Annotated in this window: 16 protein-coding genes; 5 read left to right on the top strand and 11 right to left on the bottom strand. The window is 71.5% G+C overall.

Features of this window, described 5'->3' with window-relative positions; translation table 11 throughout:
• Positions 1 to 12 precede the first annotated feature (12 nt).
• Positions 13 to 1656 carry a mechanosensitive ion channel family protein gene (locus K8612_RS01960; protein ID WP_223761069.1) on the bottom strand — a complete coding sequence of 548 codons (1644 nt, stop codon included), beginning with the start codon at positions 1654 to 1656 and terminating at the stop codon, positions 13 to 15.
• Positions 1657 to 1837: 181 nt separating this feature from the next.
• On the opposite strand from K8612_RS01960, the gene K8612_RS01955 reads away from it, so the two are divergent.
• The 4 genes from K8612_RS01955 (at position 1838) to K8612_RS01940 (ending at position 7057) form a co-directional block, all read left to right on the top strand.
• Positions 1838 to 2224, top strand: a complete 387-nt coding sequence (locus tag K8612_RS01955) for a PleD family two-component system response regulator (RefSeq protein ID WP_206790174.1) — start codon at positions 1838 to 1840, stop codon at positions 2222 to 2224.
• Positions 2224 to 3810, top strand: coding sequence for a multiheme c-type cytochrome (locus tag K8612_RS01950; protein ID WP_373692072.1), 1587 nt, complete (start codon positions 2224 to 2226; stop codon positions 3808 to 3810). Before K8612_RS01955 ends, K8612_RS01950 begins: the two co-directional genes overlap by 1 nt.
• 125 nt (positions 3811 to 3935) lie before the next feature.
• On the top strand, positions 3936 to 5900 hold the full coding sequence (locus tag K8612_RS01945; protein ID WP_223739915.1) for a LysM peptidoglycan-binding domain-containing protein: 1965 nt from the start codon (positions 3936 to 3938) through the stop codon (positions 5898 to 5900).
• A 293-nt stretch (positions 5901 to 6193) separates the two neighbouring features.
• Positions 6194 to 7057: a L,D-transpeptidase family protein gene (locus K8612_RS01940; RefSeq protein WP_373692071.1), complete on the top strand. Its 864-nt coding sequence runs from the start codon at positions 6194 to 6196 to the stop codon at positions 7055 to 7057.
• A gap of 18 nt (positions 7058 to 7075) precedes the next feature.
• Here K8612_RS01940 and K8612_RS01935 read toward each other — a convergent pair whose 3' ends face one another.
• From K8612_RS01935 to K8612_RS01895, 9 genes are all read right to left on the bottom strand, one after another.
• Entirely contained in the window at positions 7076 to 8833 is a 1758-nt protein-coding gene (locus tag K8612_RS01935; protein WP_223739916.1) for an AAA family ATPase, read from the bottom strand.
• Between the two features lie 85 nt (positions 8834 to 8918).
• Positions 8919 to 11447 (bottom strand): serine/threonine-protein kinase, encoded by a 2529-nt coding sequence (locus K8612_RS01930; RefSeq protein WP_223761067.1) that lies wholly within the window; start codon positions 11445 to 11447, stop codon positions 8919 to 8921.
• Positions 11448 to 11565: 118 nt separating this feature from the next.
• Positions 11566 to 12336, bottom strand: a complete 771-nt coding sequence (locus K8612_RS01925; RefSeq protein WP_223761066.1) for a hypothetical protein — start codon at positions 12334 to 12336, stop codon at positions 11566 to 11568.
• Positions 12333 to 13619: an ABC transporter permease gene (locus K8612_RS01920; RefSeq protein ID WP_223761065.1), complete on the bottom strand. Its 1287-nt coding sequence runs from the start codon at positions 13617 to 13619 to the stop codon at positions 12333 to 12335. The genes K8612_RS01925 and K8612_RS01920 overlap by 4 nt, the downstream gene beginning before the upstream one ends.
• Complete coding sequence (locus K8612_RS01915) at positions 13616 to 14320, bottom strand: ABC transporter ATP-binding protein (RefSeq protein ID WP_223761064.1); 705 nt, start codon at positions 14318 to 14320, stop codon at positions 13616 to 13618. The genes K8612_RS01920 and K8612_RS01915 overlap by 4 nt, the downstream gene beginning before the upstream one ends.
• On the bottom strand, positions 14317 to 15972 hold the full coding sequence (locus K8612_RS01910; protein WP_223761063.1) for a hypothetical protein: 1656 nt from the start codon (positions 15970 to 15972) through the stop codon (positions 14317 to 14319). Before K8612_RS01910 ends, K8612_RS01915 begins: the two co-directional genes overlap by 4 nt.
• Positions 15973 to 16090: 118 nt before the next feature.
• Positions 16091 to 16897: a hypothetical protein gene (locus K8612_RS01905; protein WP_223739922.1), complete on the bottom strand. Its 807-nt coding sequence runs from the start codon at positions 16895 to 16897 to the stop codon at positions 16091 to 16093.
• A gap of 31 nt (positions 16898 to 16928) precedes the next feature.
• Complete coding sequence (locus K8612_RS01900) at positions 16929 to 18116, bottom strand: ABC transporter substrate-binding protein (RefSeq protein WP_223739923.1); 1188 nt, start codon at positions 18114 to 18116, stop codon at positions 16929 to 16931.
• 33 nt (positions 18117 to 18149) lie between these two features.
• Complete coding sequence (locus K8612_RS01895) at positions 18150 to 18887, bottom strand: PspA/IM30 family protein (protein WP_223739924.1); 738 nt, start codon at positions 18885 to 18887, stop codon at positions 18150 to 18152.
• 294 nt (positions 18888 to 19181) lie between these two features.
• On the opposite strand from K8612_RS01895, the gene K8612_RS01890 reads away from it, so the two are divergent.
• Entirely contained in the window at positions 19182 to 20594 is a 1413-nt protein-coding gene (locus tag K8612_RS01890; RefSeq protein WP_223761062.1) for a sensor histidine kinase KdpD, read from the top strand.
• Here the strand turns inward: K8612_RS01890 and K8612_RS01885 are convergent.
• Complete coding sequence (locus K8612_RS01885; RefSeq protein ID WP_223739926.1) at positions 20591 to 21928, bottom strand: 5'-deoxyadenosine deaminase; 1338 nt, start codon at positions 21926 to 21928, stop codon at positions 20591 to 20593. The genes K8612_RS01890 and K8612_RS01885 overlap by 4 nt on opposite strands.
• Positions 21929 to 21938 lie beyond the last annotated feature (10 nt).

The raw sequence follows: 21938 nt of genomic DNA, 5'->3' as shown, positions 1-21938 counted from the left end.
GGGCGCCCTCCTTCAAGAACGGGGCTCGGGGGCGCCCTGGATGGCCTCCTCCTGCTCGTCCCGGGAGGCCGGGGGCTGCGGCGCGGGGCGGGACTCGCTGCGCACCATGGGCAGCCACTGGGGCCGGGTGCGCAGGAAGACGACCAGCCGCTCGCGCACGAGGAAGCGCAGGTCGCCCAGCTTGCTGGAGTTCGCCGCGCTCACCAGCGCGCGCACGGTGAGGGTCTTGTCCATCACGTCGAAGACGACCAGCGTCTTCACCCGCCCGTCCCACAGCTCCTTGCCCTCGTTGGCGAGGATGCGGTCCAGCTCCGCGCGCAGCGCGTCGATGTCCGCCATGTAGTCCACCTGGAGGATGACGGTGCCCATGATCTCCGGGGACCCCTTGCTCCAGTTCTGGAACGGCTTGTCCAGGAACTGGTTGATGGGGATGACCATGCGCCGCTGGTCCCAGATGCGCAGCACGACGTACGTGAGGGTGATCTCCTCCACCGTGCCGAACTCGCCCTCCACCAGCACGTTGTCCCCGATGCTGACGGGCTGGGTGATGGACAACTGGATGCCGGCGAGCAGCGACGCGAGCGACTTCTGCGCGGCGAGACCGACGGCGAGGCCGGCGATGCCGGCGGAGGCCAGGAGCGACACGCCCACGTTGCGCACGACCTCGAACTGCATGAGCAGCAGCGCGGCGGCGATGACGTAGGTGGCGACCTCGAAGACGGCGCGCAGCACGGCCAACTGCGTGCGCAGCGAGCGAGCGCGGCGGTGGGGGCTGGACTCGGAGGTGACGCGGCTCTGGACGTAGGCCTCCGACACCCGGAGGAAGCGCAGGATGAACCACGCCACCGCGACGATGGTGAGCGAGTAGCTCACCCGGTCGCTCAGCAGCTTCAGCTTGGGAGGCAGCAGCAGGAACGAGGTGCCCAGCGCCAGGAGGATGGCGAAGAAGGGCAGCCGCAGGGGACCCCGGCCCGCGCCGACAATCTGGTCGTCCCAGGCGATGCGCGTCCAGCGCGCCACCCGCAGCCCCGCGGCCAGCAGGAGCTTCTCCAGGAGGTAGGAGAAGATCCACGCGCACAGCAGCGTCACCGCGAGCCCCAGCCACTGCCACGGCTCCAGCCCCAGCACCGTGCGCTCGAAGAAGAAGGCCGGGAGCGTCTCGGTGAGCAGCGGGCCGTACTCCTCGAAGAGCGGGTCCACCATCTTCACGGTGGGCTCCGACACCACCCAGGTGGGCGTGCCCTCCACGGCGATGCGCTGCAGCCGGATGGGGACGCTCTCGCCCTTGAGCGGGATGGCCCCCAGCGACACGAAGCGCGAGCTGGGGGACTCGCCCTCGGGCGTCTTCGGCAGGACGGACGTGTCCACCGACAGCTCCCGGTCCAGGACGAACTTCAGCTTCCGCGCGAGCTGGGCGCCCCGCAGGGGCTGCTCGGCCTCCGGGAGGTGGTCCAGGTAGAGGTAGAAGGCGGCGCGGGCGTAGTCCCCGCGATGCACCGCGTCCAGGAAGCCCTGCACCGTGGCGCGCGGCGACGTGCGGTCGAGGTCCTGCGGGACCTGCCCCAGGCCGTTGTCGAGGGCCAGCACGGGGAGGCCACCAAGGACGCACCCCAGGAGAAGGAGGGCCACCAGGACCCGGGAGGCATGGCGCTTCATGGGCGCCTCCTTACCCTTTTTCGGGCGGGTTGCCCGGGAAAGACGGTGGGTGTTTCCGAGCCCGCCCGGCCGCTGGGACGCCCGGGGTTGAATCCAGAAAAGCCGTGCTGGAACGCGACACGGGAAAGCATTGGTGCGCCGCTGGGTGGTGGGCTAGAACCGACCCCCAAGGAAGGTCGCCGTGTCCGAAGAGAAGCGAAGAATCCTCCTCATTGACGACAGCGAGATCACCCTCGCCATGGAGAAGGCCGTCCTGGAGGCGCGGGGCTATGAGGTCGTGGCCACCTCCACGCTCATGGAGTTTGAGAAAACGCTTCAGAGCTGGCGGCCGGACCTCATCCTCACGGACATCCACATGCCGGAGGCGAAGGGCACGGACATCTGCCGCACGCTGAAGAACGAGTACAACACGCAGGACATCCCCATCGTGTTGTTCTCCAGCCTGCCGGACGACGAGCTGTCGAAGCTGGCCGAGCAGGTGGGCGCGGACGGCTGTCTCTCCAAGGTGAACGGCCTGGAGGCGATGGGCGAGAAGATCGACGAACTGGTGCAGAGCATCCTCTGGTGATGACGATGCGCGCGGCCGTCCTCGCGGTGCTCGTGAGCGCGCTCCTCGCCGGTTGCAGACGCCAGGAGCCGCGCGCCCCGGAGAGCGGCGCGAACAGCGCTCCCGGGCAGCAGCAGACCGCCTCCCCCGCTCCCGCCGCGCCTCCGGGCGCCGTGCTGCTCCTCTCCGCGGACACGCGCGGCTATCTGGGCCCGTGCGGCTGCAGCGAGAACATGCGCGGCGGCATCGGCCGGGCGGCGTTCCAGGTGCAGGAGGCGCGCAGGGGCGGCCAGCCGGTGCTCTACATCGACGGCGGCAACAGCCTCTTCGGGGAGACGCACCTCCAGGCGGAGCAGGTGCCGCAGGAGGAGCTCAAGGCGAAGGCGCTCGCGGACGCGTTCCGCACCATGGGCATCGCGGCGCGCGCCACGGGCGAGCTGGACGACACGCGCGGCGCGGCCTTCCGCCAGGGCCTGGGCCTGCCGGAGATTCCGGCGGGCGGCGTGAAGGTGCTGGACGCGGGGCCGCGCAAGGTGGGCGTGGTGGCGGCGGCGTCCGGCGAGGCGCTGGTGAAGGCGAGCCAGCAGGCGCGCGAGCAGGGCGCGGACTTCGTGGTGGGCCTGTTGGACCAGCCGCTGGAGGCCGCGCAGGTCGCCGCCGCGCTGCCGGGGCTGGCCGCGAACCTGGTGGTGGCCACGCACAGCGCCGGTGAGTTCTCCGCGGAGGAGAACCGGCTGGTGCGCTCCGACGTGCCGGTGGTGGCGCTGCAGAGCAAGGGGCGCTCGCTGTTGCGCGTGGACCTGACGTACGCGCCGGCGAAGGGCCCCTTCGTCCCGCAGCGCTCGCAGGGGGACGTGGAGCGCGAGGTGACGGCGCTGGAGCAGCGCATCGCGCTCCTGGACAAGGAGATTTCGCGGCCCGGCATCGACCCGAACCTCAAGACGCTGAAGCAGGGCAAGCGCGACGAGCTCTCCGCGCGCAAGCAGGGCCTGCTCACCGCGCCGCCCGCGCCCACCGACGGCGTCAACGGCTTCGCGCTGCGCTTCCTGCCGCTGGAGTCGAACCTGCCCACCGCGCCGGACGCGCAGGCGCTGGTGAAGGCGTACGACGCGAACGTGGGCCAGTTGAACCTCGCGTGGGCGAAGGCGCACGGCCAGGACTGCCCGGCGCCCCCGAAGGGCCAGGCGGGCTTCGTCGGCAGCGCGGCGTGCGAGGACTGCCACGCGGACGCGACCGCCGTGTGGCAGCGCACGAAGCACCACCACGCGTGGGAGACGCTGGAGGAGGTGGGCAAGCAGCACCACCTCAACTGCGTGGGCTGCCACATCACCGCCTGGCAGAAGCCCGGCGGCGTGTGCCGGCTGGACAAGGTGGCGGGCCGCGAGGACGTGGGCTGCGAAAGCTGCCACGGCCCGGGCTCCCAGCACGTGGACTCGCCGAGCCCGGCCACCATCGTGGGCAAGCCGGGAGAGGCCGTGTGCGTCACCTGCCACAACACGGAGAACTCGCCGCACTTCGACTTCGCCACCTACCTGCCCCGCATCCTCGGTCCCGGCCACGGCGGAACCGGCAAGAGCGGGCAGGCAGGCGAGCCACCGGCGAAATAGGGTCGCTCGCTCCTACGGTGGGTCCTTCCCGGGGGCGTACCGAGCGACTTGTTGTTTGACTGTCAAGAAAGCTGGCGAATACTGCGGGCTTCGCCTGCTTCTGGGCGACCTCGCCTGGCGTTCCCATGCCGCTTTCTCTGCTCCTGCTTGCCCTGGCCTCGGTTCCCTCCTCGCAGGGCGTGGCGCCGTCACCGGTGCCGCCGCCTGGCGTGCATGCGGTGCCCTCCTCGCAGGCTCCCTCGCTGACGGCGAACGCCAGCCGGGCCACGCCCCCCGCTCCCATGGAGGAGGGCGAGGAGACGGAGGAGGTGGAGAACGAGTCCGCGGAGCTGGAGGAGCTGCGCGCGCTGGAGGGCGCGACGCTGGACCCGGAGGCGAAGCCGAGCGCGGAGATGATGCAGTCGCTGCGGCGGCTGGGCCTGACCAACCCGTTGCGGCTGCGAATGTTGGACGCGCTGGAGGAGCCCACCTTCCGCGAGGACGACACCGCCCCGCCGCTGGCGCGCATCACCGACCTGGCGAACTTCGATATTTCGCAGGTGAAGGACCGCTACGACATCCCGGTGGACATGCAGCCGCGGGTGGCCGAGTACATCCAGTTCTTCCAGGGCCCCGGCCGCAAGTGGTTCCGCAAGTGGATGGCGCGCTCCACGCGCTACCTGCCGGTGATGCAGCCCATTCTTGAGGCGAAGGGCCTGCCCCGGGACACGGTGTACCTGGCGATGATTGAGAGCGGCTTCTCCGCGAACGCGTACTCGTGGGCGCACGCGGCCGGGCCGTGGCAGTTCATCTCCAGCACGGGCAAGCAGTACGGCCTCAAGCAGGACTTCTGGGTGGACGAGCGGCGTGACCCCATCAAGGCCACCCACGCGGCGGCGGCGTACCTGAAGGACCTCTACGGCGAGCTGGGCCACTGGTACCTGGCGTGGGCGGGCTACAACACGGGCTCGTACCGGGTGCGCAAGATGGTGGAGCGCTACGGGACGAAGGACTTCTGGGTGCTGGCGGAGGAGCGCGGGCTGGCGAAGGAGACGAAGCACTACGTGCCCAAGCTCATCGCCGCGGCGCTGGTGGCGAAGAACCCCACCGCGTTCGGCTTCTCCGAGGAGGAGTTCCAGTACGAGTCCACGCTGGAGTACGACGAGGTGAAGCTCACGGACGCGACCGACCTGGACGTGGTGGCGCGCGCGGCCGGGGTGAGCGTGACGGAGGTGCAGGAGCTGAACCCGGAGCTCAAGCGCTGGTGCACGCCTCCGGCGACGGCCGCGAAGCCCTACACGCTGAAGCTGCCGCGCGGCACCACGACGCTCTTCGCGCAGAACCTGGCGAAGCTGTCGCCCGCGGACCGGCTGACGTTCCGGGTGCACACGGTGAAGAGGGGCGACACGCTGTCGCAGATTGCGCAGAAGTACGGCACGGCGGCGGAGGCCATCCTCCAGATGAACCGGCTGAAGAGCGCGCGGGTGCTGAAGGTGCGCGCGGAGCTGGTGATTCCGGTGCCGGCGAACGCCCGGGGTGGCAGCGGCGACGCGGGCGGTGGCGCGGTGGCGTCCGGCGCGCTGGCGGCGAAGGTGGCGCAGGCGCGGCGCAGCGGCGTGGTGGCGACGCGGCCGGAGGACGAGGTCCCGGCGGGCACGCCCCGCGGCCCCGTGGCGGCGGGCCCGGTGAAGACGGAGAAGGTGGACGGCAAGACGCGCATCACCTACGGCGTGCAGGAGGGCGACAGCCTGTGGCTCATCGCCAACCGCTTCCAGGTGTCGGTGGACGACCTGAAGAAGTGGAACAACCTGCCCAAGCGCAACCGCACGCTGTCGCTGGGCACGCTGCTGGCCGTGTGGCCGCCGGAGTCCAAGGGCGCGGCGCCGGCGAAGGTGGAGGAGCGCGGCGGCACCATCGTGGTGGCCAACGCCGTGGCGGGACAGGCGCCCGTGGGCCCCAAGGGCAAGGTGCACACGCTGGCCGAGGGCGAGACGCTCTGGTCGGTGTCGCAGCGCTACAACGTGTCCGTCGAGGACATCATGAAGTGGAACCACATCAAGGACCACCGCACGGTGCCCACCGGCAAGCTGCTGTCGCTGAGCGCGCCGTAGCGGCTTGAAGGGCATGGCGCGGCGGCCGGGGCCTTGCAGTCCCCGGCGCCATGCTCGCATCCGCACTGCTTCGAGAGTCACCGCTTCGTCCCCCTGAAACGCCCGACACGCGCGGGCCCGCGCCTGTCCTGCCCCGTGGAGTCGAACGTCCGGGGGACAGGACGGTCACCGGGGGCAACTCGCTGACGCGATTCAACGGGCCCGCTCCGGCCGTGGGTCCGGCACCGCGTGGGCCTTCCCCTGCCCCGCCGTCCGACGGAGTGTCCGTCCCCAGGGAGCGCTCCCGCGACACCGTGACAGGCACGGCGGCCACCGTCGTCGCGCGCGCGGTGACGGCCGGGGGCCTGGGCGTCATGGAGCCTCCGGCCGACTTCGCGGGCATGGAGATTCCAGCGGCAAGCGCCCTGGCGCATCCGCGCTTCGCCGGGTCGTCCCAGCTCGCGGACGTGGCGTCCGGTGTGACGGTGCTCGGCACGGGCGCGAAGGGCGAGGGGCTTCGCGCGGTGCAGGGCGCGCTCCTGGACATGGGGTTCGCGCTGTACGGCGGCGCGGACGGACGCTACGGCCCGGACACGGCGCGCGCGCTCCGCAACTTCCAGGTGCACGCGGGCCTGCGCTCCAGCGGCGTGCTCGACGCCGCCACGCTCAAGGCCCTGGAGGCGCTCGCTCCGGCTCCGGGCTCACGGGGACAGTCGCGCGCCCTGCCCTCTTCGTTCTACGCGGGCCAGGCCGTGCGCGTGGTCATCGCGCTGCGCGAGCACCGCACGTTCCTCTTCGACCCGGAGGGGAAGCTCGTGGACATCTTCCCCAACGCGGTGGGCACCGCCGCCACGCCCACGCACCCGGGCCTCAAGGTCGTCCGCGCGAAGCTGGATCAGGTCGCCACCGAGGACGCGGGCGCGCGGCTGTGGAACGACCGGCACGTGTTCGGCGCCCGGCTGCTGGACCTGTCCTGGGCGGATGGCCGCCGCAGCGGCGAGGAGCTGCACGGCACCAGCGCCCCCGCCCTGCTCGGGGGCGACGTGTCCCACGGCTGCATCCGTCACGCGAACGAGGACATCCTCGTGCTGCATGACGCGCTCGCCGTGGGCGACCGCATCGCGGTGGTGGAGACGCTCCAGGACCCGCACCTGGGCGTCCCCGTCACCGTGGGCTGACGGCCTACGGCTCGACGCCTACTGCTCTTCCAGGAGCATCTTCAGCTCCCGCACGCGCTTGCTGATGTAGTCGCGGTCCAGCTTGCGGAAGTTCTCCGGCAGGAGCGCCCGGCTGGTGCACTCCTGCACCGCCACCAGGTTCTGCATTTCAATCTCCAGCGGGTAGCTGGGCGGCACGAAGTCCGCCAGCACCGCGGCCAGGTCGTCCTTCGTCACCTGGTCGCGCCCGTCCGCCAGCGCGCGGAACTTCGAGCGCACCATCACCGCCTCGATGTCCGCGCCGCTGAAGGCGCGCACGCCTCCGGGGATGAGCGCGGCGAAGGACTCCACGCCCTCCACGGACACGCCGGTCTTCCTGCTCATCGCCTGGAACAGCTCGTTCCGCTCCTCGTCCGTCTGCGGATAGAAGAGCGCGAGGTGCTCCTCCGCGCGGCCCTGGCGCTTCAGGTCGATGGGCAGCAGGTCCGGCCGCGCCGTCAGCAGGAACCAGACAATCTTGCCGCGGTACTGCGTGTTGCCCATGAAGGACGCGATGGAGCCGAAGATGCGGCTGCTCGTCCCGGAGTCCCCGCCGGAGTCGCGGTTGCCGAGGAAGGTGTCCGCCTCGTCCACCATCACCGCCACCGGCCACAGGGCCTTCAGCAGGTTGAAGATCTTCTCCAGGTTCGCTTCCGTCACGCCCTGCCACTGGCTGCGGAAGTTCAGGAACTTCACCACCGGGATGCCAATCTCCCCGGCGAAGCAGCTCACCATGAACGTCTTGCCCGTGCCCACCGGTCCGCTCACCAGGTAGCCCATGGGCATGACCTCGATGCGGCCCTTCTTCAGCGCGGACGCCGCCTGCCGCAGCATCTGCTTGGCGGGCGCGTGCCCCGCCACCGCGTCCAGCGTGTGCGCGGGCTCGATGAACTCCAGCAGGCCGTGGCACTCCGCCTGGATGAGCTCCTTCTTCTTCTCCTTGAGCAGCTCCGGCGTGATGCGGATCTCCCGCTCCAGCGCCTCCGTCAGCACGCGGTCCAGGTTGATGCGCGACAGGCCCGCCGTCATCTTCGCCAGGCCCGCCAGCGGCACCTCCGACACGGACTGGAGCTTCTTGCCCTCCAGCTTGGAGCGCACGTACTCCAGGCGCTCCTCCTCCGTGGGCAGCGGCAGCTCGATGGGCGCCACGTACGGGTTGCGGCTGATGCGCGGCGACACGTCCGACAGGTTCTCCGCCAGGAGCACCACCGACACGTCGCCCGCCAGGAACTGCGGGTCGTGCGCCCACTTGTCCAGCGTGGCCACGACGAAGCGGTCCTCCGCGGACAGGTGGCTCATCTCCCCGCCCGGGACGAGCGTCTCCGCGAAGTCGATGATGAGCGCCATCGAGCGGCCCTCGCTCAGGCGCATGCGCAGGAAGTTCTCCAAGATTTGGAGCGCCCGGCCCGGGTCGCGCGGCAGGACCTTGGAGAAGTCCGTGCCGTACATGGCGTCGTAGCCGGTCATGGCCCGCGACAGGTCCTTCTGCGTCTCCGGCGTCGCCGAGCGGATGCCCGACGAGCGGTCGTAGAAGAGGACGTGGTCTCGCCCGCCGAACAGCTCCTCCGACAGGAAGGTCTTCAGCGTCCCGAAGCCGCGCCCGCCGTCCTCGAGCTGCAGGGGCTGCAGGTCCCTCACGGCCCCGTACAGCAGGAAGGTGCTGACCGTCTTCGTGTAGTACTTGCGCGCCAGTTGCTGCGCCCACCGGGGCAGATCCGCCAGCGGATCCGCCTTGTTCACCTTACGCACCTTCGTCACGGACATCCCTCCGGCGCCGCTCCCCCCAGGGACATCCGGGGGGAGGACCCCCAGGCCTACCTTAAGTATCAGGACCGCGGCGCCGCTAATCGCGGCAGCGCGCCTGCTTCTTCAGGGTCGCTTCCACCTTGACCGTGGAGCCCGCCGGGGACGGCGTCCCCACGGATACGTCCTCGTCCGCGTGGCATTTCGCCTTCAGCGTCAGCTCTCGCGTGCCCCACGGCACCCGGAGGGTGGCCGGGGTGACGGCGCCCAGGTCCTTGTTGCCCTGGAAGATGGCCGCGCCCGGGGGCGTGGACTCGACCCGCACCTCCACGGGCGCGCGCTCCAGCGTCGCCACCACGTCCAGGCCGTCCTTGTTCACCGTCAGCTTCCGGATGAACGGCTGGTAGCCCGGGGCGGACACCTCCACGAGCGGGGTGTCGTTGCTGAGCGAGAAGTCCTGGAGCACCTGCTCCCGCTCGCCCTGCTTCCGGGCGACCTGCTTGTCGATCTTCACCTCCGCGTCTTCCGGCTGGGTCTTGAAGATGACGACCACCGAGCGCGCCTGCCGCTTGAGGGTGACCGGGACCTGCGTGGCGTTGGTGCCCTCGGCCACCATGACGGACTGGTTGAAGGCCTCGTAGCCGTCCGCGGTCACCACCACCAGCACGTTGCCCACCGACATGGGCTTGAGGACGAAGCCGTTGGAGGGGAACTTCTCCGGAGGCCCCGCGTTGATGGACACCATCGCGCGGTCCTTCGCCTCCTGCGTCTTGAGCTCCACCATCACGTAGCCCTGCGCGGGCTTGCTCGGGGAGAAGACCAGGGCCACGCCCACCAGCAGGAACAGCGACGCCAGCCCCACGGCGCCGTAGAGCAGCCGCTTGTCCATGCCCTTGAAGCCCCCGCCCCGGGCGGGAGCCTCCGGCTCGGGCGCGTTCTTCTGGCGGGCCTCCTTCGAGGGCGGGCGCGGCGCGTTCCCGTTGTTGAGGACGGGGGGCGCGGGCGGACGCGGCGCGGGCGGCGCCGGCTCCGGCGGCGAGTCCGGCCGGACGATGCGCGGCAGCGCGCCGTCGTTGCCCCGGTTCGGCGTCGGCCGGGGCGCGGGCGCGTCGTTGGACATCAGCGTGGGCACGTTGGTCAGCGACGGACGCGGCGGCGCGGCGGTCAGCACCGGCGCGCTGTTCTGCGACAGGCGCGGCGGCGCCGGAGGCTGGGGCAGCGTCGAGGGCGGCGGGATGACGGCGGTGCGGCCCGACACGTCCTCCCCGTCGTCCGCGGGCGCGGCCGGGGACTCCAGCGGCGTGACGGCGCGGCCAATGGCGGCGCCCGGCTGGGTGGTGGGCTCCGGCGCGTCGTTGAAGACGGCGTCGCGGTCCACCATCTGCGTCGCCAGCTCCTCGTCCTCCTTGGGCGAGGGCGCGGCCGGCGCGGCGGTCAGCTTGGGCAGCGCCGCCAGCGTGGGCGAGCGGCGAGCCCCCTGCGCGGCGCCACCGGAGTTGGACGCGCGCGGCGGCGGCGCGGCGACGGGCTCCACGGCGGGCGCGGAGGGCGCCACCGCCGGGATGTTGGTCATGCTCTGCGTGGGCACCGGGGACGGGCCGCTGAAGCCCGCCTCGATGGCCGCCAGCATGCCGTCCGGCGCGCGGATGTCCGCGTACTCGGCCAGGCGCTGCTTCTCGCGTTCCACCTCTTCGGCGAACGTGGACTTCATGTACTGCATGAGGTCCTTGCGGCCGAAGATGGAGTCGTTCGTCAGCAGGAAGCGCTGGAGGTCATCGCCCAGCTCGCTGGCGTACTGGTAGCGCTCGTCCACGTCCTTCGCGAGCGACTTGAGGACGATGCGCTCCAGCGCCTCCGGGATGCGCCGGTTGTACGTGGACGGGGACGGCACCTCCGCCTTGCGCACCTTCTCCAGCACGCTGAAGTCGCTGTCGCCCACGAAGAGGCGCTCGCCGGTGAGCATCTCGTAGAGGCAGACGCCAATGGCGAACACGTCCGAGCGCCGGTCCAGCGGCAGGCCGCGGATCTGCTCCGGGCTCATGTAGCCGAACTTGCCCTTGAGGATGCCGGCCTGCGTCTTCGTCGCCTTGCCCGCCGCCTTCGCGATGCCGAAGTCGATGACCTTGACCTCGCCCTCGAAGGACACGAGCACGTTCTGCGGCGAGATGTCGCGGTGGACGATGTTGAGGTCGCGCCCCATCCCGTCCTTCTTGCGGTGGGCGTAGTCCAGGCCCTCGCACATCTTCGCCACGCAGAAGGCGACCAGCGGCACGGGCGCGGGCTCACCCTTCTTCCGGCAGCGGTCGAAGATGGCCCGCATGTCCTTGCCGGGGATGTACTCCATCGAAATGAAGTAGCTGCTGGCGATCTGCCCCAGCTCGTAGATCTGCGCGATGTTGGCGTGGGTCAGTTGGACGCTGATCTTCGCCTCATCGATGAACATCGAGATGAATTCTTCATCCTCGGCGATGTTCGGCAGGATGCGCTTGATGGCGACGAGCCGCTCGAAGCCGCTGGCGCCGAACTGTTTGCCGCGCCAGACCTCCGCCATGCCGCCGATGTTGACGCGGTCCAGGAGGAGATACTTCCCGAACGGGATGGGTTGCCGCTTCGGTTGAGAGGTCGTCACTTTGAGTGGGGGTCGAGTCCTTGCAGGGAGCCTATCGATCGCGGCTCCAAAGGGTCAACCGCGCGCGCGGACCTATTTCCGCCCGCTTGCCCGGCAGGCGGGCCTGGATCGGCCCGAATCAGGGTGAAGGCGCCGCCGCCGCGCCCCCATCCACGGTGGGGATCTCCAGGTCAATGCCCGGAACGCCTTCGGTCTCATCTGGCTCTGGAGGGAGCTGGGCGCGCACGACGGCGACGCGCGGCTCGCCCCGGTGGGAGAGCATGGCGGGCGCACCAAAGCGCACCTCGGCGGGCAGCCCCACCAGCGTCACCCAGGCCTGCTTGCCGTCCCGGGCCACGCAGTAGAGCAGCGTGCCGGGCCGGGCGCCTGGGGCGTCACGGACCGGGCCCTCGCAGTCCGTGCGCACCTGGAGTGTATAGGCCGGCACCGGCGTGCCGCGCTCCAGGTACGGCGGCGTTCCCAGCGCGTCCACCAGGGGCTGTAGCACCTGGGAGCGCGTGGGCACGGCCTCCACCGTGGCCAGCTTCTGGGCCTCGTTCTGGAAGCGCTGCAGCGCCACCGAGGCCAGCTCCGGCGGGTCCAGCGGCGTGCGGCCCTCCGCCAGCACCAGGTCCAGGAAGAGCGCCAGCACGAGCAGGATGGGCACGAGCCGGTAGCCCTTGAAGCCCTCCGGCTTCTTGCGCAGCCATCCGGCGACGAACACGGCCAGGCCCACGCCCGCGAGCCCCAGCACGACGCTGGCGCGCACGGCGGACGGCGGCGTCAGGAGCGCGGAGACCTCCGCGGTCCGGGCGCGCAGGGCATCCGAGAGGTCACCCCCGTAGATCCACCCGAGCGCCCCCAGGCACAGGACGTGGGTCAGGAGCGTCTTGCGCGAAGGGCCGCTCATCCCGCCAGCGTCCTCGCCGGATCCGTGGCGGCGGCGCGGCGGCTGGGGAAGTAGGCCCCGGCGAGCGCGGCCACGAGCCCCAGGAGCACGCCCCCCAGCACCACGGTCACGGGGAAGGAGAAGAAGCTCTCCGGCTTGAAGGGGAAGTTGGGCAGGTAGCCCTTCGCGAGCCGATCCACGAGGAAGGCCAGCACCAGCGCCGCCGCCGTGCCCGCCGCGCCGCCCAGCACGCCCACCACGCCGGCCTCCGCCAGCACGATGGCGCGCACGTCCGCGCGCGAGGCGCCCACCGCCTGCATCACGCCAATCTCCTTGGCCCGGGCGCGCACGGAGGAGGACATGGCGTGGGCGATGTTCACCGCCGCCAGCACGCAGATGAGGATGGAGAGCAGCGCCAGCGCGGACGTGGTGAGCGCCACCGCCGCGCCCGCGTTCTCCGCCAGCCGGCGCTCCTGATCATCGATCTCGAAGCCCATCCCCTTCACCGCCTCCACCAGCTCCGGGACGCGGGAGGGGTCCGCCGCCACCAGCGTGACGCCGGAGTAGCTGTCCGCGTCCGCGCCGGAAGCGCGGTTGATGCGCACCGCCGTGTCCAGCGGGATGGTGATGCCCGCGAGCATGGCCCGGTCGGACGCGCCCACCACCTGCGCCTGCTGCGTGGTGCTGGGCCCGCCGGACGTGGCGGCCACGTAGGAGCGGTTGAACTCCACCGGGAAGCCGAAGCCGATGAGCATCTCCGCGGACAACTGCGGCAGCTTGCGCGCGGGCGCGAACGTCTTGTTGTACAGCTCCAGCAGGCGCGTGGAGATGAGCGCGGGGATGGCCTTGCCCTCCCCCGGGTCCTTGAAGTCCTTCGCCTCCGGCAGCCCCACGTCCTTCTGCACCAGGCCGGGGTCCACGCCCACCGCGAGCACCTCCATGCCCATGCGCAGGCGCGAGCCGAAGAAGACGCCGTCGTAGCGGGTCACCGCCGGCACGCGGACGTTCATCTTCCGGTACGTCGTCTCCACGCCGGGCAGCGCGGCCAGGCGCTCCACCGCGGCCGTGTCCAGCTTGCCGCCGCCCAGGAGGCCCAGCGACACCGCCGGGGGCACCACGTCCACCAGCCGTGAGTCCGTGGGGAAGATGCGCTCGCGGATGACTCGCCCCACGCCCAGGCCCAGGCCCACGAAGAACACCAGCGCGCCCACGCCCATGGCCACGCCGAAGGCGGAGAAGAACGCGCCCTTGCGCTCGCGAGCGAGGGACAACCTCACCAGTCGCGACAGTGCGTCGAACCTCACGGGGCACCTCGCGAGGCCAGGGCCGCCGACGTGGGGGATTCCTCCACCAGCCGCGCGTCCTTGAGCCGCAGCACCCGCCGCGCCACCGCGCTCATGCGCTCCTCGTGGGTGACCGTCAGCACCGTGAGCCCTTCCTTGTGCAGCTCCTGGAAGAGCTGGATGACGCCCGCGCCGGTGGCCGCGTCCAGGTTGCCCGTGGGCTCGTCGCACAGGAGCAGCTTCGGGCCGCCGAAGAGGGCGCGGGCGATGGCCACGCGCTGGCGCTCGCCGCCGGACAGCCGCACCGGCGCGCGGTCCTGCTTGGCGCCCAGGCCCACGCGCTCCAGGAGCTGGCTCGCGCGCTTGCGCCCGTCCGGAGTGGCCGGACCGAAGTGCGAGGGCAACAGCACGTTCTCCAGCGCGGACAGGTTGGGGATGAGGTGGAACGACTGGAAGACGAAGCCCACGTGCGTGTTGCGGAAGCGCGCCAGCTCCTGGTCGCGCAGGCCGGTGAGCTTCACGCCGCCCACCTCCACCTGCCCCTGGTAGTGCACGTCCAGGCCGCCCAACAGGTGCAGCAGCGTGGACTTGCCGCTGCCGGACGCGCCCACCACCGCGACGAAGTCCCCGGCCTGCACGTCCAGCGACACGCCGTCCAGGACGCGCACGCGCGAGCCCTCGCCGTCCTCGTACTCCTTCACGACATCGCGCGCGTGGATCAAGGCGTGGCCGGGGTCGTCGTGGTCGTGGTGGGGCCAGGCGCGGGCGTCAGCCGCAGGGAGATTTCGGCCTGGAGCGCCTTGTCCTTGCGCGACAGGGCCAGGGTCACCGCGCGCAGGTCGTCCGTGGCGTCCAGCCAGCGCACCGTGGTGGCCTTGATGGCGAAGCCGCCAATGCCCCACGCGGCGGACGGCAGCGCCTTCACCGCGTCCGCCAGCCGGCGCAGGTCCAGCAGCACCACCAGCGCGGCGTCCTTGCCCACGGACTTCAGGTCCTCGGACACGGGGCCCGTGCCGGCCGGCTGCGCGAGCGAGGCCAGGGTGGACTCCAGGCGCGCCCTGGGCGCCGCGAGCACCAACTTGCCGTCCCTGGACAGCGCGAAGTGCGCGCCTTCGCCCGCGCGGTACGACGTGAGGTACGCCTTCTGGCCGTTCACGTCCGTGGGCTCCACCTTCGCGCCGAAGCCGCCCGCGAAGCCGGGCACCTTGTCCAGCGTGGCCTGCCCCTTCGCCACGTCCTTCACCTCCGCGAGCGCCACCAGGTTGACGAAGCGGAAGGGGTTGGTGCGCCGCAGGTCCAGCTCCGGCATGCCCGAGGACAGGTTGACGTTGGGCGACAGCGACAGCGCGAGCACCATGCCCGGCTTGAGGTTGTCCAGCACCTCCGTCTTCACGTTGAAGCCCGCCTCCTGCACCGCGCGCGTCACCTGCGAGCCGGCCAGGTACGGCCACACGCCGTCCAAATGCGCGGGGTCGCCGCGGAAGCGCGCCACGAAGAAGCTGTCCTGCGGCAGCCAGCCCGAGAGCGCCTCACCGCCCTTGGGCTCCAGCGCCGCGAGCGACGCCTGCGAGTCGGGCCACGGCGCGTCCGCGCGCAGCGTCACCGCGCGGTCCTCGATGTGGCCCGTGAAGGTGATGCCCTGCACGCTGCCCGCGGGCAGCAGGCCCATGCCGCCCGGCAGCCACACGTGGAAGTCGCGGTCGCCGGAGAGCCGCTTGAGGGACGCCTCCAGCACCGGCTCCTTCGCCAGCGACTGCTCCTCCGGCAGCGCCGCCAGCTCCGACAGGCGCGACACGGACGCGCCCGCGGACAGCAGCACCAGGTCGTGCTTGAGGAAGAGCATGCCCAGCATGGGCTCCGTGGAGCCCGGGCGGTGGAAGGTGACCAGCCGCCCCGCGTCCGTCTTGGTCTCCTTCTCCTCCGAGGCGCCCAGGCGCGTGCGGGCGAAGGTGGCGAAGGTCGTCTTCAGCTTGTCCGCGTCCTTCACGCCGATGACGGACACCGCCTGCGTGCCCCCGAGGAAGGCCGCGCCCGCGCCGCGCTTCGGGTCGATGCCCGCGTCCTCCAGCGCCTTCCGGCTGCGCAGGTCCACGCCCACCTGCCGCATCACCGCGGACACGTAGCGCTCCGCGGAGGGGAAGTTCTGGAGCTGCGCGACGAACGAGGCCACCTTGAGGTTCTGGAAGCGCGCGAGCTTCTCGCCCAGCGTGCCCAGGTCGTCGATGACGACGGCCGCCTGCGCGGTGCGCGGCAGGTAGCGCGACACGCCCCGGGGCGAATCCGCGGGCCCGGCCGCCTCCTTCCCGCAGCGCGAGCAGCCGGCGAACACGACCAACAGCAGGAGCAACGGAAGGAATCCAACGCGGCGGAGCATGGGCGGCAGGACAGGATGCCTGCGCCGGAGAGTCAATCTATTCGTGCGCCGTCAAAGGCCCCCGCCCGGGTCGCAAGGTGCCACGGTGAACAGGTACCCGTCCGGGCCCGTGCCCGGCCTACCGCACCCGCGTGCCGCCGTGCGGCAGGGGCGCGGAGACCTCCTCGGTGAAGTCGAGGAAGCGCTCCATCTGGCGCACGGTCTCGTCCGTGGCCTCCGTCTCCGCGGAGAGCACGTCCAGTTGCCGGTTGACGCTCTCCGGGTCGCGGATGGCGATGGACTGCTCGTGCGTCAGGCGCATCAGGTCCTCGATGCCGGCCAACTGGTGGCTCACCACCTCGCGGCTCTCGCCCGCCTGCTCGAAGCGCATCAGGCGCTTGCGCAGAATCTCCACGCGCTTGCCCTTCACGTCCTTGAGGCGCGGGTTGGCCTCGTCCGCGACCTCCGCCTCCAGCGCCGCCACCTCGGAGGTCAGGTGCTCGCGGTCGGACCCGCTCAGGTACGTGCGGTACTGGTTGAGCGCGGAGATGAGCCGCAGGAAGGACGTGAGCAGCGCGTCCAGCTTGGGCTCGCTGTCCGCCGCCAGCACGCGCCCGCCGGGCAGCTTGCGGTAGTTGGCGAGGATCTTCTCCTTCAGCCCCACCAGTTGCTGGTAGTGGTCGCGCTGGGACGGCGCCAGGTCCGCGAGCAGCGCGTCCACCGCCGCGCGCGCGGCCTCCGGGTTGTCCGGCTGCCGCGACCGCACGACGCGCTGGAAGCGCTTCATGGACGACAGGACGGCCAGGTAGACGCCCTCCACGCCCAGGGCCACCATCATGGGCAGCGGCTCCTGCGTCACGGCGCTGGACATGGCCGCCGTCGTCAGCCCCACCAGGTTGGCCGGCAGGAGGAACGCGGCCTTGATGTAGTTCGGTGTCTTCGCCACGTCCGACTCCCCTTCCCTCTTCCGGCCCCTGTCAGGGCCCCCGCGCCTCGGAGACGTACTTCAGCGCGCCCAGGTCCCGCGTGTCCTCCGCCGGTGGGGGCGCGTTCCCGCGCTTGAGCTTCTGGAAGAGCGCCGCGGCGCTCTGGAACAGCTCGTCATAGGTAACCGGCGCCTCGCCGGAAAGTCCGAAGAAGGCCCGATTGTCCGCCAGTGTCGCGGGCGGCGCGCTGCGGATGGCCTCCGTGGGGTCGCCCAGGTAGGGCGCCACCTCGCCCAGCAGCCGTGCCCCGGCCGCCGGGTCCTTGAGCACGCCCTGCCCCGCGTCCAGCAGCCCCCGCAGCACCCGCCGCACCGCGTCCGGGTAGCGCGCCGCGAAGTCGCCCCGGGCCACCAGCACCGTGGCCAAGAGGTGCGGGGCGTCCGCCGTGGTGGCCAGCACCTTGCCGCCCCGGTCCCTCGCCGCCAGCTCCACGTCGCCCCACAGCCCCACCACCACGTCCGCCCGCCCCTCCCGCAGGGCCCGGCCCGCGTCCAGCGTGGAGGGCAGGTCCACCCAGCGCACGTCGGAGGTGCGCAGCCCCGCCCGCGCCAGCACCCACAGGGCGAAGTAGTGCGACGAGCCGCCCGGATACACGCCCACCCGCTTGCCGCGCAGGCTGGCCAGGTCCGGCACGCCCACCGCCGCCATGGCCTCCTGGCCCCGGCTGCGCCCCACGAGCAGCACCGTGCGCGGCGCCGCGTCCCTCAACGTGGGCGCCCACGACGCCAGCCGGTCCACCGACAGGGCCGCCATGTCCACGCCGCCGTTCTCCGCGCCCACGGACAGGGCCTGCCTCAGCTCCTCCTCGCGGGCGAAGAGCACCGCGCGGGCGTCCAGCGCGTAGGCCGTCTTGAGCAGCCCCTGCGCGGCGCCCGGGGGCGTGGCGGGGTTGTCCAGGGTGGTGGCGCCGCCGGTGGCGACGAGCAGCGCGGCAGCCGAGCCGCGCGGGGTGAAGCCGATGAGCACGGGCCGCAAGGGCACCGACGCCACGTCCGCCACCGGGGCCGCGACGCCCGCCGGGAAGTCGCCCGGGGACAGCCGCACCGCCTCACGCGTGGAGGGGAAGAAGCGCGCCTGCAGGCGGTCGAGGTAACCCGCCCGCGAGGCGAACACGTACCCCGCGCCCAGGACACAGAGCGCGAGGAAGAGAAAGAGGCCGGGTCCGCGGTGCAGCTTCATCCGTGTGCGCCGGCCCCTTTCATGGGCGGAGACCTACTTGATCTCCACCTTCTTGCCGATGGTCTTTTCCGGACCCGCGCCCACGTCCGACACCGGCGCGGGGCTGTCCAGCAGGCCCATCTCCATCTTCATCTGCTTGACGAGCTCGTTGGCCTGGAGCTTCTCGGCCTCCTCCTCGATGAGCGCGCCCTGGTGGTCCACCGTGTCGAGCGCCATCTGCATGCGCGCCTCGTTGATGGCCGTCTTCTCCTGGACCTTGCGCAGCATCTCGTCGTGCGTGGAGTCCACGCCCGCGACGGTGAAGGACTCCATCGTGTCCGCGACCTTCGCCTGCCACTTGGCGCGGCGCGCGTCCCGGATGGCGTTCATCGCCTCGTGGGTCTTCTTGTCCTTCTCCCGCATGAACGCCTTCTTGACGTTCAGCGCCTTCTCGTAGGCCTGCTTGGCGATGTCCAGTTGCTGCTCGTTGCGGGCGAGCGCCTCCTTCTCCGCCTGCAGCTTGGTCGCGTAGGTGCCGGCCAGGTCGTCACGGCCCGCCTGGATGGCGGCCTTCACCTTGGCGGTCAGCTCCCGCACGTCCTGCTGGTACTTCTGGTTCTCCTTCTCCAGCAGGGTCACATTCGCCCGGACCATGGCGATGGACTCGTTCATCTTGGGGACCTGGTCGTTCAGGTCACGGATGTTCTGCTCGAGGATCAGCTCCGGGTCCTCGATGGAGGAGACGAAGAAGCCCGCGAAGCTCCGCATCGCTCTTTTGAATCGCTGCCACATGTCGGCTCTCACCTCCGCCTGTGCGTAATCCCAGTCACCTTACACGAACTCCGCCGCCCACAAGCATCCAGCCGCCCGGCGCGTGTCACCGTGACTACGCCCGCCGGGAACGGATGATTGCCCCCGGACCGCCACCGCCAGGCCGCCGCCCGCCAGCCCGGCCGGGTCCAGGGCCACCGGACGGCTCCCGGACGGCCACTCCCCGTCCCTTAAAGGGTCCCCCCGGGGTCGCGAAAGACGGTGTGGCCATGAACTTGCCGGGTGGGGAGGAAGCGGGGAAAACAAGTGTGTCGCATGGAACCAACCCCTCCCGTTGCCTTTGAAGACGAGCTCGCGCGGGTGGTGGCCGCCCAACGCCGGCGTGTGCTGGGCGCCGGGGCCGCGGTGCGGCTGGTGGGCACGGTCGTGTTCTTCGCCGTCAGCCTGGGGCTGTGGCTGACGGGCGCCCGGGACTGGGCGCACTACCCGCCGCTCCTGCTCTGCTACGGCGGCGTGGTGGCGCTGCTGTTCGCGCTGCGCGCCAGGCCCCTGACGAAGCAGTTGGGCGTCGTGCAGTCGCTGGTGGACGTGGGGCTCGTCTTCGGGCTCCAGCAGTTGGCCCTGCCGGTGTCGCCCTTCCCCGCGGGCGTGGCGGGCTTCAGCCTGGGGCTGTTCGCGCTGGTGGTGGCGCTGTCCGGCCTGGAGCTGATGCCCTGGCTCGTCTACGGCGCGGCGGGGCTGGCGTCGCTGGCCCAGGCCTTCCTCATGGCCCAGGCGGGCGTGGGCCCGGGCGCCATGGCCGTGGCCGCGGTGACGCTGGTGCTGGTGGCGGCGGTGAGCCACTACGGCACCGGGCGGCTGCGGCAGTTGGCCATGGACCTGTCGCACGCGGAGGTGGCCCGGCAACTGGAGGCCCGCCGCACCCACGACGTGGAGGACGCCCACCGCACCATCGAGCGGATGCTGGCGGAGGCCCACGCGCGCAACGCCCAGTTGGAGGCGCTCCAGGCCCACCAGGAGCAGTTGATGCAGTTCCTGGTGCACGACCTGCGCTCGCCGCTGTCCGCCGTGACGCTGTCGCTGTCGTGGATGGAGCAGGAGCTGCCCGTCGGCACGCCGATGGTGGAGTCCGTGCGCACGGGCCTGGCCGTCACCGCGCGCCTGGACCGGATGATCTCCGACCTCCTGGACGTGCCCCGGCTGGAGCAGGGCCGGCTGTCCCCGCGCAAGCAGCCCTTCCCGGTGGCGCCCCTCTTCGACGAGGTGCGCCGCTCGCTGGACGGCGCGGCCCGGCTGCGAAAAATCAGGCTGGAGCTGTCGTGCCCGCCGGGCTTCCAGTTGGTGGGCGACGCGGGCCTGCTCATCCGCGTGGTGGAGAACCTGGCCACCAACGCGCTCCGCTATGCCCCGTCCGGCGGGCGGGTGCGCCTGGAGGCCGGTGAGACGGAGGGCTTCCAGTGGCTGGCCGTGCGCAACGACGGCATCGCCATTCCGCCGGAGGCGCGCGAGTCCCTCTTCGACAAGTACATGCAGGGCCACCGCGAGAAGGAGGGCCGCCGGGGCTACGGCCTGGGGCTGTACTTCTCCCGGCTGGCGGCGGAGGCCCACGGCGGGCGGCTGGCGGTGGAGGACGCGGAGGGCTGGGCCACGTCCTTCGTGCTGCGCCTGCCGCGCTCGAAGCCGGCCTCGCAGCCGTCCGCGGACCCCTCGGCCGCGCAGCGCCGCTAGGACGCCTTCAGCTTCGCGCGGGCGAAGAGCTTCGTGGCCTGCGCGCGGGCGTTGGACAGCACCGCGTTCGCGTCCAGCGTCGTCAACTCGCCCTCGCGCAGCACCAGCTTGCCGTCGATGAGCACGTGCGACACGTCCGTGGAGCGCGCCGAGTACACCAGCGGCCCCGTGACGTCGTCCGGCAGCGGGCAGAAGTGGAAGCCGCGCGTGTCCACCACGGTGAGGTCCGCGCGCTTGCCGGCCTCCACGGAGCCCACCTCGTCCTCCAGGCCCAGGGCGCGCGCGCCGTGCAGCGTGGCCATCTCCAGGACGTGCATGGGCGTCATCGCCACCGGGCCCACGCGCGGGTTGTGCAGCACGGACGCGAGCCGCATCTCGTGGAACAAATCCAGCGTGTTGTTGCACGGGGCGCCGTCCGCCCCCAGCGACACGGGGATGCCGTCCTTCAAGAGCTCCGGGATGCGCGCGTAGCCCGACGCGAGCTTCAGGTTGGAGCCCGGGCAGTGGCACACCACCGTGCCGGACTCGCGCAGCAGCCGCTGCTCCTCCCCTTCCACCCACACGCAGTGGGCCAGGGTGACCTGGGGGCCCGTGAGCCCCAGCCCGTGGAAGAAGGCGATGTTGTCCTGGCCCGTCACCTGGCGGACGACGTCCGTCTCCGTGCGGTTCTCGCTGGCGTGCGAGTGGATGCGCACGCCCTTCTCCCGCGACAGCCGGCCCACCTCGCGCAGCAGCTCCGGCGAGCAGGACAGGGCGAAGCGCGGCGCGAAGGCGTAGCGCAGGCGGTTGTCGTGGGTGCCGTGCCAGCGCTCCATCAGCGCCAGGCTCTCCGACAGGGAGTCCGCCGTCGTCTCGCGCAGGCCGGCGGGCACCTCCGCGCCGGAGTCCATCATCGCCTTGCCGCCGACCAGCCGGAAGCCGCTGTCGCGCGCGGACTCGAAGACGGCGTCGTAGTGGTGCACGGTGCCCATGTCGAGCGCCGCCGTGGAGCCGGAGCGGATGAGCTCCGCGAAGGTGAGGTCCGCGCTGGCGCGCAGGGACGCCGCGTCGTGCGCCGCCTCCATGGGCCAGATGCGCTCCTTCAGCCAGTCCAGCAGCTCCCGCTTGTCCGCGTGGCCGCGGAACAGGGTCTGGCAGGCGTGCAGGTGGCCGTGGATGAGGCCGGGCATCACCACCTGCCCGGTGAGGTCCAGGACGCGGCGGGCGCCCTTCACCTTCAGGCCCCGGCCCACCTTCGCGATGCGCCCGTCCTGCACGAGCACGTCCGCGCGAGGCAGCACCTCGCGGTCGCGGTTCATGGTGACGACGGTCGCGCCAGTGAGAAGCAAGTCCACGTGAGGGGGG

Source organism: Corallococcus sp. AS-1-6, from assembly GCF_020037015.1.
Classification (GTDB): Bacteria; Myxococcota; Myxococcia; order Myxococcales; family Myxococcaceae; genus Corallococcus.
Note: the sequence above shows the minus strand (reverse complement) of the source record. Positions and strands in the feature narration are given on the sequence as shown.

Bases quoted from the DNA above. Each gene is read 5' to 3' on its own strand.
- K8612_RS01960 (WP_223761069.1), bottom strand. From the start codon at position 1,656: ATGAAGCGCCATGCCTCCCGGGTCCTGGTGGCCCTCCTTCTCCTGGGG.
- K8612_RS01950 (WP_373692072.1), top strand. From the start codon at position 2,224: ATGACGATGCGCGCGGCCGTCCTCGCGGTGCTCGTGAGCGCGCTCCTC.
- K8612_RS01945 (WP_223739915.1), top strand. From the start codon at position 3,936: ATGCCGCTTTCTCTGCTCCTGCTTGCCCTGGCCTCGGTTCCCTCCTCG.
- K8612_RS01925 (WP_223761066.1), bottom strand. From the start codon at position 12,336: ATGAGCGGCCCTTCGCGCAAGACGCTCCTGACCCACGTCCTGTGCCTG.
- K8612_RS01910 (WP_223761063.1), bottom strand. From the start codon at position 15,972: ATGCTCCGCCGCGTTGGATTCCTTCCGTTGCTCCTGCTGTTGGTCGTG.
- K8612_RS01900 (WP_223739923.1), bottom strand. From the start codon at position 18,116: ATGAAGCTGCACCGCGGACCCGGCCTCTTTCTCTTCCTCGCGCTCTGT.
- K8612_RS01895 (WP_223739924.1), bottom strand. From the start codon at position 18,887: ATGTGGCAGCGATTCAAAAGAGCGATGCGGAGCTTCGCGGGCTTCTTC.
- K8612_RS01890 (WP_223761062.1), top strand. From the start codon at position 19,182: ATGGAACCAACCCCTCCCGTTGCCTTTGAAGACGAGCTCGCGCGGGTG.